Source organism: Pseudomonas sp. NPDC087342, assembly GCF_044744265.1.
In the GTDB taxonomy this organism is placed as follows: Bacteria; Pseudomonadota; Gammaproteobacteria; order Pseudomonadales; family Pseudomonadaceae; genus Aquipseudomonas; species Aquipseudomonas nunensis.
Genome location: NZ_JBIUXZ010000003.1, coordinates 12922 through 26378 on the forward strand (window position 1 = coordinate 12922; position 13457 = coordinate 26378).

Annotated in this window: 14 protein-coding genes and 1 pseudogene; 10 read left to right on the top strand and 5 right to left on the bottom strand. The window is 61.4% G+C overall.

From position 1 onward, the window contains the following. The first annotated feature begins 31 nt into the window (after positions 1-31). Positions 32-499 carry a redox-sensitive transcriptional activator SoxR gene (gene soxR / locus ACIOYV_RS10445; RefSeq protein ID WP_401323467.1) on the top strand — a complete coding sequence of 156 codons (468 nt, stop codon included), beginning with the start codon at positions 32-34 and terminating at the stop codon, positions 497-499. 101 nt (positions 500-600) lie between these two features. Here soxR and ACIOYV_RS10450 read toward each other — a convergent pair whose 3' ends face one another. The 3 genes from ACIOYV_RS10450 to ACIOYV_RS10460 all read right to left on the bottom strand — a co-directional run bounded on the left by ACIOYV_RS10450 (position 601) and on the right by ACIOYV_RS10460 (position 3328). Further along, positions 601-1371 (bottom strand): MetQ/NlpA family ABC transporter substrate-binding protein, encoded by a 771-nt coding sequence (locus ACIOYV_RS10450; RefSeq protein ID WP_401323469.1) that lies wholly within the window; start codon positions 1369-1371, stop codon positions 601-603. A 74-nt stretch (positions 1372-1445) separates the two neighbouring features. After that, on the bottom strand, positions 1446-2111 hold the full coding sequence (locus tag ACIOYV_RS10455; protein WP_054052181.1) for a methionine ABC transporter permease: 666 nt from the start codon (positions 2109-2111) through the stop codon (positions 1446-1448). Positions 2112-2113: 2 nt separating this feature from the next. Then, a complete protein-coding gene (locus ACIOYV_RS10460; protein WP_401323471.1) occupies positions 2114-3328 on the bottom strand; it encodes an SfnB family sulfur acquisition oxidoreductase in 1215 nt (404 codons plus the stop codon). Between the two features lie 255 nt (positions 3329-3583). On the opposite strand from ACIOYV_RS10460, the gene ACIOYV_RS10465 reads away from it, so the two are divergent. The 4 genes and pseudogenes from ACIOYV_RS10465 (at position 3584) to ACIOYV_RS10480 (ending at position 7296) form a co-directional block, all read left to right on the top strand. Next, the gene (locus tag ACIOYV_RS10465; protein WP_401323473.1) at positions 3584-4042 is read left to right on the top strand and encodes a VOC family protein; all 459 of its coding nucleotides are present in this window, start codon (positions 3584-3586) and stop codon (positions 4040-4042) included. Between the two features lie 219 nt (positions 4043-4261). Continuing rightward, the gene (locus tag ACIOYV_RS10470) at positions 4262-5137 is read left to right on the top strand and encodes an alpha/beta fold hydrolase (protein WP_401323474.1); all 876 of its coding nucleotides are present in this window, start codon (positions 4262-4264) and stop codon (positions 5135-5137) included. A 97-nt stretch (positions 5138-5234) separates the two neighbouring features. Then, positions 5235-6325: pseudogene (locus tag ACIOYV_RS10475) on the top strand (cation:dicarboxylate symporter family transporter). A 20-nt stretch (positions 6326-6345) separates the two neighbouring features. Continuing rightward, positions 6346-7296: a LysR substrate-binding domain-containing protein gene (locus ACIOYV_RS10480; protein ID WP_401323476.1), complete on the top strand. Its 951-nt coding sequence runs from the start codon at positions 6346-6348 to the stop codon at positions 7294-7296. Positions 7297-7391: 95 nt separating this feature from the next. Here ACIOYV_RS10480 and leuD read toward each other — a convergent pair whose 3' ends face one another. After that, positions 7392-8003, bottom strand: coding sequence for a 3-isopropylmalate dehydratase small subunit (gene leuD / locus ACIOYV_RS10485; protein WP_401323478.1), 612 nt, complete (start codon positions 8001-8003; stop codon positions 7392-7394). After that, positions 8000-9421: a 3-isopropylmalate dehydratase large subunit gene (gene leuC, locus ACIOYV_RS10490; RefSeq protein WP_401323479.1), complete on the bottom strand. Its 1422-nt coding sequence runs from the start codon at positions 9419-9421 to the stop codon at positions 8000-8002. The genes leuD and leuC overlap by 4 nt, the downstream gene beginning before the upstream one ends. Positions 9422-9839: 418 nt before the next feature. Here leuC and ACIOYV_RS10495 point away from each other — a divergent pair, with 418 nt between their 5' ends. From ACIOYV_RS10495 to ACIOYV_RS10515, 5 genes are read left to right on the top strand one after another with little or no spacing between them, the layout of a single operon-like run. Then, positions 9840-11042: a PepSY-associated TM helix domain-containing protein gene (locus tag ACIOYV_RS10495; protein WP_401323480.1), complete on the top strand. Its 1203-nt coding sequence runs from the start codon at positions 9840-9842 to the stop codon at positions 11040-11042. Beyond that, on the top strand, positions 11039-11581 hold the full coding sequence (locus ACIOYV_RS10500) for a thiamine pyrophosphate-binding protein (RefSeq protein WP_401323482.1): 543 nt from the start codon (positions 11039-11041) through the stop codon (positions 11579-11581). The genes ACIOYV_RS10495 and ACIOYV_RS10500 overlap by 4 nt, the downstream gene beginning before the upstream one ends. Beyond that, a complete protein-coding gene (locus ACIOYV_RS10505) occupies positions 11578-11907 on the top strand; it encodes a hypothetical protein (protein WP_265039940.1) in 330 nt (109 codons plus the stop codon). Before ACIOYV_RS10500 ends, ACIOYV_RS10505 begins: the two co-directional genes overlap by 4 nt. 2 nt (positions 11908-11909) lie before the next feature. Then, positions 11910-12482: a DUF6162 family protein gene (locus ACIOYV_RS10510; RefSeq protein WP_401323484.1), complete on the top strand. Its 573-nt coding sequence runs from the start codon at positions 11910-11912 to the stop codon at positions 12480-12482. A gap of 35 nt (positions 12483-12517) precedes the next feature. Further along, positions 12518-13444 carry a metal ABC transporter substrate-binding protein gene (locus tag ACIOYV_RS10515; RefSeq protein ID WP_054052159.1) on the top strand — a complete coding sequence of 309 codons (927 nt, stop codon included), beginning with the start codon at positions 12518-12520 and terminating at the stop codon, positions 13442-13444. Positions 13445-13457 lie beyond the last annotated feature (13 nt).

Below are 13457 nucleotides of genomic sequence, written 5' to 3' on the forward strand. Positions count from 1 at the left end.
AAGTTAACTAGAGGTCAAGAGGCTTTTTCAGATGATCACCCCGGAGAACCTGCACAAGGAACTCACCGTCGGCCAGGTCGCCGCCCGCAGCGGCGTGGCCGTCACCGCCCTGCACTTCTATGAAACCAAGGGATTGATCAAAAGCCATCGCAACCAGGGCAACCAACGGCGTTATCCGCGTGAAGTGTTGCGGCGGGTGGCGTTGATCAAGGTTGCGCAGCGGTTGGGGATTCCGTTGGCGGAGATTGCCGAGGCGTTGAAGGCGCTGCCGGATAACCGCGCACCGACGGCGGCAGACTGGCAGGTGTTGTCGGCACAGTGGAGCCGGGATCTGGATCAGCGGATTCGTCAACTGACCTTGTTGCGCGATCGTCTGAATGGCTGCATCGGCTGTGGGTGTCTGTCGATGGAGGCGTGTCCGTTGCGTAACTTTGGCGACGTGCTGGGGGAGCGTGGGCCGGGTGCAAGGCTGTTGGAATCGGGGATTGATCCGCAATAGTGGTGCGGCCTTCGCGGGCAAGCCTCGCTCCTACAGAAGAACGCGTCCCCCCTGTAGGAGCGAGGCTTGCCCGCGAAGGCGTCCTCGTGGTCAACCGATCATTAAAACCCCGGCGCAATCTGCCCTTTATAGCGGGTCAAGATGAACTGCCGAACCTCATCGGAATTCAGCGCCTTGGCCAGTTTCTGGATGCGCGGATCGTTGATGTTGTCCGGGCGCGCGACCAGGAATTCGATGTACAGGCTCTTGCCCTTCTCGACGATCAACGCGCTGTTGGTGTCGATCCCGGCTTCCAGCGCGTAGTTGGCAAACACAAACGCCAAATCCACCTGGCTCACCGAACGCGCGAGCAACGCCCCTTCCAGTTCACGAATCTTCAGGTGTTTCGGGTTGTCGATAATGTCCCGTTGCGTGGCCAGGGTGTTGCTCGGATCCTTGAGTTTGATCAGCCCCGCTTCGTGCAGCAGCACCAGCGCACGACCCGTGTTCACCGGGTCATTGGGGATCGACACGCTGGCGCCGTCCTTCAATTCGCTGATGTTCTTGATCCTGGTCGAGTAAGCGCCAAACGGTTCGATGTGCACACCGACCACCGGCACCAGGTCGGTGTGGCGAGTCTTGTTGAAGTCATCGAGGAACGGTCGGTACTGGTAATAGTTGGCGTCGAGGTTTTTCAGCGCCAGTTGCTGGTTGGGCTGGATAAAGTCGGTGAAGACCTTGATGTCCAGGTCCACGCCTTCCTTGGCCAGGGTCGGTTTGACGAATTCGAGGATTTCCGCGTGCGGTACCGGGGTGGCGCCGACGATGAGTTTTTCGTTGGCGTGAACGCTGAACGACAGGACGGCAGCCAGAATGGCCAGGGTCTTTTTCATGCTGTGCTCCAAGGCAGATTGAGTGGCCGTCGTGGGGTGGACGTGAGGCCTGATTGTTTTGTCGAAACGAATAATTAGCGTCGGCTGTAACGCGCCACCAGGCGGTCGCCGGTCATTTGCAGGGCCTGCACCAGGATCAGCAGCAACACCACGGTGACCACCATCACGTCAGTCTGAAAGCGCTGATAACCGTAGCGGATCGCCAGGTCGCCGAGCCCGCCACCACCGATCACCCCGGCCATCGCCGTGTAATCCACCAGCACAATCGCGGTCACCGTCACCGCCGCCAACAACCCGCCTCGGGCTTCCGGCAGCAAGGTGTGGCGGATGATTTGCCACGTGGTGCCGCCCATCGCCTGGGTCGCTTCCACCACCCCGCGATCGACTTCGCGCAACGCGGTTTCCACCAGCCGCGCGAAGAACGGCGTGCAGCCCACCACCAGCGGCGGAATCGTCCCCGGCACGCCCAGGGAAGTGCCGACCAGCAGCGTGGTCAGGGGAATCAGCACGATCAGCAAAATGATGAACGGCAGCGAGCGCAGCATGTTCACGATCACCGACAACACCCGGTAAACCCCGACGGCTTCGTGCAACTGGCGCTTGCCGGTGAGGAACAGCACCACCCCCAGCGGCAACCCGAGCAACACGGTAAAACCGAGGGCGGCACCGAGCATCGTCAGGGTGTCGAGGCAGGCCTGGGCGATGTCGGCCCAATAGATGTTTTTAAACCACTCGGCCATGATCAGGACCAGTCGTGGTGTGGCGGTTTGACGCCGTTGAGCAGCCAGTTGCCGACCACGTGGTACTTCCAGCGCACCGGGTCATGCAGGGTGTGAACCCGCGCGTTGCGCCAGTGGCGGTCAAAGTTGTGCTTCTTCAGGGTCGAGCGCGTGCCGCCGAGTTCGAAGAGTTTGTTGCTGGCTTCGATGGCGATTTCAGTGGTCAGCACTTTGGCTTTAGCCACGGCAAGCGAGGCGCGGGCGACGTTGTCTTCATCGGGTGCCGGGCGCGCTGCATCCAGCGCACGACCGGCGCGTTCGAGCAAGGCTTCGGCGGCTTCCAGGCGAATCTCCAGGCCACCGATTTGAATGATGGTCAGCGGATCTTCGCTGGCCTTTTCCACCCCCGCGTCGATCCACGGGCGGGCGAATTGCTGGACGAAAGCGATGGTGTCACGCAGGGCCGCGCGGGCGATGCCGGCGTCGATGGCGGCGGTGGTCAATTGCGCGAACGGGCCGGCCAGGGTCGGGCTTTCATAGGAACGATAAGTCGGGAACACGTTGAACGGCGAGACGTGCAGGTCCTCGGCCAACACCGTGCCGCTGGACGTGGTGCGTTGGCCGATGCTGTCCCAATCGTCGACGATCACCAGCCCCTTGGTGCCGCGCTCGACAAACGACAACTGGCCCTTCTCCTCCTCATCCACGGCCAGCACCGCCAGCCAATGGGCGTAGAGCGAACCGGTGCAGTAACCCTTGCGCCCGTTGATCACATGGCCGTCACCGTAACGACGGATCGTCGCCTGAATGTCCTGTACATTCTTGCCGCCGGTTTCCGACAGCGCATTGGCGAAGCGATGTCCTTGCAGCGCGAGTTCGAAGAAGTGCGCTTGCTGCTCCGGCGTGCCTTGCAGACGAATGTCTTCGAGCAGGCAATAGTGGTTTTGCGGGATCTGTCCGAGGGACGGATCCGCCGCCGAGATGATCGCAATCACCTGCGCCAGCACCGCGTAGGACACCTGCGCGCCGCCGAACTCCTTGGGCACGCTGATGCCCCACAAACCGCTGTTGGAATACAGATCGACGATCTCGGCCGGCACCTGGCGAGTGCGGTCGCGCTCCGCGTCCTGCTCCAGCAACACAGCGGCTACGCGTTCAGCGACGCGCAGGGCTTCGGCTTCGTCGGCGATCCGATGGGCGGCCGGCGGGTTGATCGGATAAACGGCAGATTCAGGCATACACGACTCTCGACAACAGGGTTTTGAGAGGGTCATTGCAGCTTCTATGCCGAGTGCATGGGCCAATGTTTTCGGGGGTTTTGCCAGGTTTTATGGTAATGAACCCGAGCAATCTGCTGCTTCACTGTTGATGGCTGAACAGTGGCGTTGCTGCTCGTCGGGCACTCGGTGACGCCAATGGCGCTGACCTATAGTTATCCGACCGGAAATCGGCGAAGTAACACCTCCAACTCACAACAAAAAGGGAGAACCGTTATGAGCGTCAAACCCATTCCAGAGGGCTATCACAGCATCACCCCCTACCTCGGCATCCAGAAAGCCGCCGAAGCCATCGACTTCTACAAAAAAGCCTTTAACGCCATCGAAGTGATGCGCCTGAGCATGCCCGACGGCGGCATCGGCCACGCCGAACTGCGCATCGGCGACTGCCCGATCATGCTCGGCACGCCGTGCGATCAAGGACCGTTGAGCAACCCGGACCGGTCACCGTCCGTGGGGCTGCACTTGTATGTGACCGATGTCGACAAGTCCTATAAACAGGCAATTGCCGCCGGTGGCACGGTGGTGTCCGAGGTCAAGGATCAGTTTTACGGCGACCGCTCGGGGACCTTGAAGGATCCTTATGGGCATTTGTGGTTTCTGGCGACGCGCAAGGAGGATCTGACTCAGGAACAGATTGAGCAGCGGGCGAAGGAGATGTTTAGTCAGGCTTGAGATATTTGGTGACTGACAGGGCCTCTTCGCGGGCAAGCCTCGCTCCTACAGAAGAACGCGTCCCCCCTGTAGGAGCGAGGCTTGCCCGCGAAGGCGGCCTCCCAGCCACCGCCTATCCCCTTGAACACACTTCATGAACAACCACCCCACGCTTTGCGCCTTGCCGTAACCGCTCAACAATTTCAGGATGCAGGCAACTACAACAAGGAGTCATTCCCCATGTTCGCCGGATTCCTGAAAGACCAGCGCCACGTCAACGGCGTGGACATTGCCTACCGCATCGGTGGCAGCGGGCCGGGCCTGCTGCTGTTGCACGGTCACCCGCAGACCCACGTCATCTGGCACAAGATCGCCGAGCAACTGGCCGAGCATTTCACCGTGGTCGCCGCCGACCTGCGCGGTTATGGCGACAGCGGCAAACCGCCGGCCAACGATCACCACACCAATTATTCCAAACGCGAAATGGCCAAGGACGGTGTCGAGCTGATGCAGTCCCTGGGCTTCGATAAGTTCTCGGTGCTGGCCCACGACCGTGGCGCCCGGGTCGCCCATCGCCTGGCGCTGGATCATCCCGATACCGTGCAACGCATGGTGTTGCTGGACATCGCCCCGACCCTGTCGATGTACGCGCAAACCAACGAAGCGTTCGCCCGCGCCTATTGGCACTGGTTCTTCCTGATCCGCCCGTCACCGTTGCCGGAAACCCTGATCGAAGCCGACCCCGAATCCTACCTGCGCAGCGTGATGGGCAGCCGCAGTGCCGGGCTCAAGCCGTTCACTCCCGAAGCGTTCGCCGAATACCTGCGTTGCCTGAAACTGCCCGGCACCGCACGCGGGATCTGCGAGGACTACCGCGCCAGCGCCAGCATCGATCTGGAACACGACCGCGCGGATATCGACGCGGGCCGCGATTTGAATCTGCCACTGCTGGTGTTGTGGGGCGCCGAAGGCACCGTCGGCCGTTGCTTCGAGCCACTCAAGGAATGGCAACGGGTAGCCACCGACGTGCGTGGCAAAGCGCTGCCCGCCGGCCATTACATCGCCGAAGAAGCCCCCGAGTTGCTGCTCGCCGAAGTACTCGGTTTCCTGCGCTGACACCCGCAACAGCCTGACCTGAATCCACCTCCCGTCGCGGGCCGTCACTGGCCCGCGCGGGATCGTCATGCCCAAAAACCGTCTCGAGATAATAAAAATGACAATCAGAAAACTGCTGGGAACCCTCTATGTGCAGGTGCTTATCGCCATCGCCCTGGGCATCGCGATCGGGCATTACTGGCCGCAGGTCGGCATCGATCTCAAGCCGTTGGGCGACGGTTTTATCAAGCTGATCAAGATGATCATCGGCCCGATCATCTTCTGCACCGTGGTCTCCGGGATCACCAGCATGCACGACGTGAAACAGGTGGGCCGGGTCGGTGGCAAGGCGTTGCTGTACTTTGAAATCGTCTCGACCATCGCGCTACTGATCGGGTTGCTGGCGGCGCATGCGTTGCATCCGGGCGCCGGTTTCAACATCGACGTGAAGACGCTGGACTCAACGGCCATCGCCGGTTTCGTCGGCCAGGCGCAACACGGCGAAGGCGTAACCGGGTTTCTGCTGCATGTGATTCCGACCACGTTTTTCGAGGCGTTCTCCCAAGGCGAAATCCTCCCGGTACTGTTCGTTTCAGTGCTGTTCGGGATTGCGCTGGTGATGGTCGGCGAAAAAGGTCGGCCACTGGTGGGCATCATCAATCAGGCCAGCGAAGTGTTTTTCCGTATCGTCGGCATCATCAGCCGCGTGGCGCCAATCGGCGCGTTTGGTGCGATTGCGTTCACCATCGGCAAGTACGGGCTCGGCTCGTTGCTGCCGCTGCTGAAACTGATCGGCACTTTCTACCTGACCGCGTTTATTTTCGTCGCCTGTGTGCTGGGCAGCATCGCTCGGTATGCCGGGTTCAGCATTTTCAAACTGCTGGCGTATATCAAGGCTGAATTGTTGATCGTGCTCGGCACCAGTTCTTCGGAATCGGCGCTGCCGCAGTTGATCCAGAAACTGGAAAGCCTCGGCGCGTCGAAAGGCGTGGTCGGCATCGTGGTGCCGACTGGCTACACGTTTAACCTGGACGGCACCAACACCGTTTCATGGCGGAATGCCGATCCCTGACCAACATCATCGGCAACGCGGTAGCAGCGCTGGTGGTGGCGGCGTGGGAAGGTGAACTGGACCGCAGCAAAATGGCGCCGATTGCCCTCAAGCGTGGCCGACATGCCCGGGCCGCCGCCAAGCTTTCCGCTGAATAGAAAGCCCACACACCGATGCTATGCTGGCGGCTCATGCCGCCAGTGCTCGTTCTGCCATGACCACCAAGAAAGACACCGTGCCCCTACCCGAAGACTTGCGTGTATTGCTCACCGTCATCCGCAAAAGCGGTTTTGCCGCAGCGGCCGATGAGCTGGGCCTGTCCCCCGCTTACGTCAGCAAACGAATCCAGATTCTCGAAACCACCCTCGGCACCCGCCTGCTGCATCGCACCAGTCGCCGCATCGCCCTGACCGAAGACGGCGAGCGGGTGCAGCGCTGGGCCTTGCGCATCCTCGATGACTTCCAGCAACTGCACGACGAACTCTCCGACGCCCACGACAGCCCTCGCGGGCGTTTGCACGTGTGCTGCACTTTTGGTTTCGGCCGTAACCATGTGGCGCCGGCGGTATCGCTGCTGGCCGAGCGTTATCCTGAGCTGGAGATTCGCCTGGACTTGTTCGACCGGGTGGTGGACATCGTCAGCGAAGGTTTCGACCTGGAGATCCGCGTCGGCGATGACATTCCCGGTCAACACATCGGCCGGCGCCTGGTGAGCAATCGGCGGGTGCTGTGCGCGGCACCGGCGTATCTGCAACGCCACGGCACGCCGCAAACGCTCAATGATCTGGAGCAGCATCATTGCCTGGTGATCAAGGAGCGCGACAACGCGTTCGGCATCTGGAACCTGGAGCATGACGGGGTTCAGGAGAGCGTGCGGGTCAGCGGGCCGTTGTCGTCGAATAACGGCGAGATTGTCTTGCAGTGGGCACTCGATGGGCGCGGGGTTTTGCTGCGCTCATTGTGGGATGTGAAGCCGTTGCTGGAGCAAGGACGGTTGGTGCAGGTGCTGGCGGATTACACCCAGAGTGCGAATGTGTGGGCGGTGTACCCGACGCGGCTGGCGTATTCCGGGAAGTTGCGGGCGTGTGTGGAGTTTTTGCAGGAGCATTTCAAGGGGTTGTCGGTTTGAAATGTGTTGTCTGGGCGGGCCTCTTCGCGGGCAAGCCTCGCTCCTACAGAAGATGGTATCCCCTGTAGGAGCGAGGCTTGCCCGCGAATGCGATTTCAGGACAACCAGGGATTGGCCGCCAGATGCTCACGCTCAAAGGCTTTGATCTGCTCGGCACGCTGCAACGTGCTGCCAATGGCATCAAGCCCCAGCAGCAACGCGGTCTTGCGCAAGGTGTCGATTTCGAACGAAATGACTTCCCCTTGAACACGAATCTCTTGGGCCTCAAGGTCGACGCTGATCTGTGCACTGTCGGGCTCACTGACGACCCGACCCAACCGCTGCAACACCGGCTCATCGAGCGTGATCAACAACACCCCATTGCGCTGGCAGTTGTCATAGAAAATCCCGGCGAAGCTTGAACCAATCAACGCCCGAATCCCCATCTGCTTCAATCCCCACACCGCATGTTCACGGCTCGATCCGCAACCGAAGTTCGGCCCGACCACCATGAAACTCGCGCCTTGCCAGGCCGGTTGATTGAGCACGAACTCAGAATTAAGCGAACCATCCGCCAGGAACCGCAAATCAAAAAACAACCCACGATCCAGCCCGGCGCGGTCGATGCCCTTGAGGAATTGCTTGGGCATGATCACGTCGGTGTCGATATTGGCCGCAAGCATCGGCGCGGCTTTACCACTGACCTGGGTGAAGGGTTGCTGGCTCATGCGCGTGCTCCAAAGTGGCGGATATCGGTGAGGCGGCCGGTGATCGCGGCGGCGGCGACCATCGCCGGGCTCATCAAATGCGTGCGGGCGCCGGCGCCCTGGCGGCCTTCGAAATTGCGGTTGGTGCTTGAGGCGCAGCGGTCACCCGGCGCGAGCACGTCGTCGTTCATTGCCAGGCACATCGAGCAGCCGGACTGACGCCATTCGAACCCTGCGTCGATAAAGATCGCCGCCAGGCCTTCGGCTTCGGCCTGATCGCGCACTTCGGTGGAGCCGGGCACGATCATCGCTCGCACATGCTCGGCGACGTGTTTGCCGCGCACCACGCTGGCGGCATCGCGCAGGTCTTCGATGCGCGCATTGGTGCAGGAGCCGATAAAAGCGTGGCTGATCACGATATCGCTCAGCGGCATGCCGGCCTCCAGGCCCATGTAGTTCAGGGCGCGGCGCATGTCCTGGCGCAGGATCAGGTCGCTGACGTCTTGCGGATCCGGGACTCGCGCGCCAATCGGCGAAGCCTGATCGGGGCTGGTGCCCCAGGTGACCATCGGTTCCAGCGCGCTGGCGTCCAGATACACCTCGCGGTCGAACTGTGCGTCCGCATCACTGTGCAAGCTGCGCCACTGCTCGACGGCGCGATCCCACAATTCGCCTTTGGGTGCGCGGGGTTTGTCCTTGAGGTAGGCGAAGACTTTTTCGTCCGGCGCCATAAATGCGCCGCGAGCCCCCGCCTCCACTGCCATGTTGCAGATGGTCATGCGCGCTTCGACGCTCAGGGCATCGATGGTCGAGCCGCGAAATTCGATGGCGTAACCGGTAGCGCCAGATGCGCCGATCTGGCCGATCAACGCCATGATCACGTCCTTGGAGGTCAGCCCGGTGGCCAGTTCGCCGTCCACGCTCACGCGCATGCTTTTCAGGCGTTTGTACACCAGGGTCTGGGACGCCAGCAGGTGTTCAATTTCCGAGGTGCCGATACCGAAACCGAAAGCGCCGAGGGCGCCATAGGTGGTGGTGTGGCTGTCACCGGCGGCGATCACCATGCCCGGCAGGATGAAACCCTGCTCCGGGGCGATCACGTGTTCGATGCCTTGGCGCTTATCGAGGATATCCAACAGTTCGATGCCGAAGTCCCGGCAGTTTTCCGCCAGGTACGAAACCTGCCGCGCCCCGCCGGCATCCGGCATCGCGGCGATGCGCATCGGGGCCGTTGGGTTGACATGATCGACCACCGCCAGCGCGGTTTCCGGGCGCCAAACCCTGCGCTTGGCCTCACGCAAACCGCTGAAGGCTTGCGGGCTGGTGTATTCATTGATGACCTGGCGATCGATGTACAACAGGACGTGGCCCTGGTCATCGAGGCGACACACCGTGTGGGCATCGATGTGTTTGTCGTAGAGGGTTCTGGCTGGGGTCATGGAAGTACTCGCTCAAAGGACGGCACGCCGCAGGCGTCTGGGTTCCATCATAGGGAGCGGGGGTTGGCCATCAATGGCTGGAGAGTGATCCCGTGAACCATGGTTCGTGTTGGATGCGATCCTGAATACGCACATAACCCCTGTGGGAGCGAGCTTGCTCGCGATGAGGCCATCACATCCAACATTGATATCGACTGTTACACCGCCATCGCGAGCAGGCTCGCTCCCACAAGGGTTTCTGTGTTCGGTGAACGCGAAACATTTACTTTCATATAAGCCTTCGGGATTTTCACTGCTCATCCGTCTTATCTAGATGCAGTCAGGCCGCGTAGGCAAAAGCCACGGCCGGGCTTTTCGAGGACCATCACGCTGCGAAGCCCGCAGTAGAGGTCCCTTCATCGAAACAAGACCTTTAATCATGTCGAAGAAATCCCGCTCCAAACTTTGGTTTCTCGTCCATAGCTGGCTGGCACTGCCGATCTGGTTTTTCGTGTTGATCGTCTGCGTCACCGGGACCCTGGCCGTTGTCAGCCAGGAGATCGTCTGGCTGGCCAACCCGCAAATGCGTGCCAGCCCGCCGTCGGACGATGCGCCACGGCTCAGTTACGACCAGGTCCTCGCGGCCCTCAAGCAAGCCGAACCCCAGACCCTGGTGCAATCGATCAAGCGCCCCGACGAATCGCACTTCGCCCTCGACGTGAGCGTCAGCTACCCCGACGGGCGTTCGACGACGGTCTACGTCAACCCGTACACCGGTGTGATCCAGGGCGTCGCGCCCACGTTCAACTTCAAGGCCTTCACCCGCGCCTTGCATGGCTGGTGGCTGGTGCCGTTCACCAATGGCTACAGCTGGGGCTGGTACCTGGTGTCGTTCCTCGGCTTACCGCTGCTGGTTTCTTTGATCACCGGGCTGGTGGTCTACAAGAAATTCTGGAAAGGCTTCTTCAAACCGACTTTGCGCTTTCGTCACGGGGCGCGGATTTTCTGGGGCGACTTTCACCGCCTCAGCGGTATCTGGTCTATCTGGTTCATCGCCGTGATTTCCATCACTGGCCTGTGGTTCTTGATTGAAGCCCTGCTGTACGACAACCAGATTTCCATCTCCAGCGAGCCGGTCATTCCCGCCATGTCCCGCGAAGCGGTGCCGCTGTCCGCTGACGGCTCGCCGCCACCGCGCATCGATCTGGATCGCGCGATTGACATCGCCATGCAGAAAATTCCCGGGCTCGAAGCCAGTTTCGTCAGCCTGCCAGGCAATGGCTACAGCCACCTGGACATCGGTGGTCGCGGTTGGTATCCGCTGATGTTCCAGACCGCGACGATCAACCCGTACAACGGTGAAATCGCCGCCTCGCGATTGCTCTCGGACCGCACCGCCCTGGAGTTCGTCACCGAATCCATGCGACCGCTGCACACCGGGGATTTCGGTGGGCTGTGGATCAAGCTGATCTGGTTCTTCTTCGGCCTGGTGCTGAGCATGATGGTGCTTAGCGGGCTGCTGATCTGGACCAAGCGCACCGCCCTGGCCACCGCCAATGCGCTCAAGCGCAGCGAAAAGAAACAGCGAACCGCCACGGCGCAATCAAGCATCAGCCGCGAAACCTCGGAGGCCAGCCTGTGAGCAAAATCACCGCCGCCCCGCAACCGTCGCGCCTGAGTGTGTTCTGGCACAAATGGCGTTTCCATTTGAACATCCTGTTGCTGCTGATCCCCTTGGGTTTCATGCCCAAATACTTCAGCGAAGCCTCGCTGCTTCGCGGTGACAGTGGCCTGGGCGAACGCGAAGTCGGCGAGATCCAGGTCGGCCCGTGGAGCATGCGCCTGGCCGAGCTTCGCGACGAAGCACCGCGCCCGGATGGCCCCGCCAGTCACCTGAAAAACTTCAACGCCGCCCTGTGCAACGCCTGTGTCGAACAGGTCAAGGCCACCTACCTGCGCATCGGTAAACCGCGCAGCCTGCGCGCTGCCGGGGTGATTTTCTTCGGCACGCCGTACCGCATGGGCGCCTCGTTGCCGGTGCCGGTCAAGACCCCGGCCGACGCCGAACTGTGGATCACCATGGAAGGCTGGGACGGCAGCATGCATCAGGCCTCGATCCCCCTGAGCCAGGCATCCCCGGCCACCATCGCCTGGCTGAACAAACAAGGAGGCAAACCATGATCAACCTTTTCCGCCCGCTGCGCGTCGCGCTGCTGGTGCTCGGCGCCGGTTTCAGCGCGAGCGCCCTGGCCCATAACCCGATGTGCGAATGCAAGGCCATCGACGCCGAGCAGATCAAATGCACCGGTGGTTTTTCCGACGGCAGCGGCGCACCGGGGGTGACCCTGGACGTGATCGGCTACGACGAAACCATCCTCGTGCCGGGCAAGCTCGGTACCGACTCGACGCTGGTGTTCAAGAAACCCGCCGCCGAGTTCTATGTACTGTTCGACGCCGGTCCCGGCCACGTAGTCGAGATCGACCAAGCCGACATTGAGGCGCCCTGAACATGAGTACACCCACTACCCAAGTCGTGCGCCCCGCCGGTGCCGGTCATGAAACCCTGTATGTGTTGCTGTTGTGCCTGATGATCCTCGCGGTGGCCGGCTCGGTGGTCGCTTGGCGCCACGAGTCCCAGGACGTGAGCACTGTCAGCAGCCATCAACTGGATGCGCGCCGCGACCTGAGCGCTTCCGAACAAGGCATCTATGCCGATCTGCGGGTGACCCTGGACGAGATTCACTTGCTGCGCCAGGAGCAAACCACGTTGCCGACGCCTGAAGCGCTGGCCGAGGAAGGCTTCGCGCCGTTTGCCCAAGACGCCAGTTCGGTCAGTCGCGGCGGCCATGCGTGGCAGTTGCTCAGCACCAAGGCCTATTTCGGCCAGAGCCAGACGCCGAGTGTGGCCGGTTCGTTCCTGATGCGTTTGACCGCTGACGACGATGCGCCGGACGTCTGGCTCAACCGCAGCAAAACGCTTGCTGCGCCGACTGACCTGACTGACGCCGCGCTGGAAAGCGCTGGCTGGCAGCAGATCGTCGCGCAATTCGATGCCGGCGTGACCCGCCAGCATCGGCACTGACCCCTCGCCTTCACCCGAGAGAAGACCGCTTTCCCATGCCTATTTCATCTCAACGCTCGTTTTTGCGCCTGCTGCTGGTCGGCCTGTGCGCCTTGCTGCTGGCTCCGTTGGCCAGCGCCGATCAGGCCAAGCGCCTGCGCATCGGCATCACCCTGCACCCTTATTACAGCTACGTGGCCAACATCGTCGGCGACAAAGCCGAAGTGGTGCCGCTGATCCCGGCCGGTTTCAACCCCCACGCTTACGAGCCGCGCGCTGAAGACATCAAGCGCATCAGCGGGCTGGACGTGATCGTGCTGAATGGCGTCGGGCATGACGACTTCGCCGACCGCATGATCGCCGCCAGCGAAACCCCGAACATCCCGGTGATCGAAGCCAACGAAAACGTTCCGCTGCTGGCCGCCACCGGCACTGCCGCACGCGGTGCCGGCAAGGTGGTCAACCCGCACACGTTTTTGTCGATCAGCGCCTCGATCGCCCAGGTCAACAACATCGCCCGGGAACTCGGCAAGCTCGACCCGGACAACGCCAAGACCTACACCCAGAACGCCCGCGCCTACGGCAAACGCCTGCGGCAGATGCGTGCCGATGCCCTGGCCAAACTGACCCAGGCGCCGAACGCCGAACTGCGGGTGGCCACGGTCCACGCCGCCTACGACTACCTGCTGCGCGAGTTTGGCCTGGAAGTGACGGCGGTGGTCGAACCGGCCCACGGCATCGAACCGAGCCCGAGCCAGTTGAAAAAAACCATCGATCAACTGCGCGAACTCGACGTGAAAGTGATCTTCTCGGAGATGGACTTCCCGTCCACCTACGTCGACACCATCCAGCGTGAATCCGGCGTGAAGCTGTACCCGCTGTCGCACATCTCCTACGGCGAATACACCGCCGACAAGTACGAAAAAGAAATGACCGGCAACCTCAACACCGTGGTGCGGGCGATTCAGGAGTCGGGGTCATGACAGCGAAAGAAAG

What these genes read in the sequence shown, in the direction of transcription:
- soxR (WP_401323467.1), top strand. Translation starts at nt 32, where the DNA reads ATGATCACCCCGGAGAACCTGCACAAGGAACTCACCGTCGGCCAGGTC.
- ACIOYV_RS10450 (WP_401323469.1), bottom strand. Translation starts at nt 1,371, where the DNA reads ATGAAAAAGACCCTGGCCATTCTGGCTGCCGTCCTGTCGTTCAGCGTT.
- ACIOYV_RS10455 (WP_054052181.1), bottom strand. Translation starts at nt 2,111, where the DNA reads ATGGCCGAGTGGTTTAAAAACATCTATTGGGCCGACATCGCCCAGGCC.
- ACIOYV_RS10460 (WP_401323471.1), bottom strand. Translation starts at nt 3,328, where the DNA reads ATGCCTGAATCTGCCGTTTATCCGATCAACCCGCCGGCCGCCCATCGG.
- ACIOYV_RS10465 (WP_401323473.1), top strand. Translation starts at nt 3,584, where the DNA reads ATGAGCGTCAAACCCATTCCAGAGGGCTATCACAGCATCACCCCCTAC.
- ACIOYV_RS10470 (WP_401323474.1), top strand. Translation starts at nt 4,262, where the DNA reads ATGTTCGCCGGATTCCTGAAAGACCAGCGCCACGTCAACGGCGTGGAC.
- ACIOYV_RS10480 (WP_401323476.1), top strand. Translation starts at nt 6,346, where the DNA reads ATGCTGGCGGCTCATGCCGCCAGTGCTCGTTCTGCCATGACCACCAAG.
- leuD (WP_401323478.1), bottom strand. Translation starts at nt 8,003, where the DNA reads ATGAGCCAGCAACCCTTCACCCAGGTCAGTGGTAAAGCCGCGCCGATG.
- leuC (WP_401323479.1), bottom strand. Translation starts at nt 9,421, where the DNA reads ATGACCCCAGCCAGAACCCTCTACGACAAACACATCGATGCCCACACG.
- ACIOYV_RS10495 (WP_401323480.1), top strand. Translation starts at nt 9,840, where the DNA reads ATGTCGAAGAAATCCCGCTCCAAACTTTGGTTTCTCGTCCATAGCTGG.
- ACIOYV_RS10505 (WP_265039940.1), top strand. Translation starts at nt 11,578, where the DNA reads ATGATCAACCTTTTCCGCCCGCTGCGCGTCGCGCTGCTGGTGCTCGGC.
- ACIOYV_RS10510 (WP_401323484.1), top strand. Translation starts at nt 11,910, where the DNA reads ATGAGTACACCCACTACCCAAGTCGTGCGCCCCGCCGGTGCCGGTCAT.
- ACIOYV_RS10515 (WP_054052159.1), top strand. Translation starts at nt 12,518, where the DNA reads ATGCCTATTTCATCTCAACGCTCGTTTTTGCGCCTGCTGCTGGTCGGC.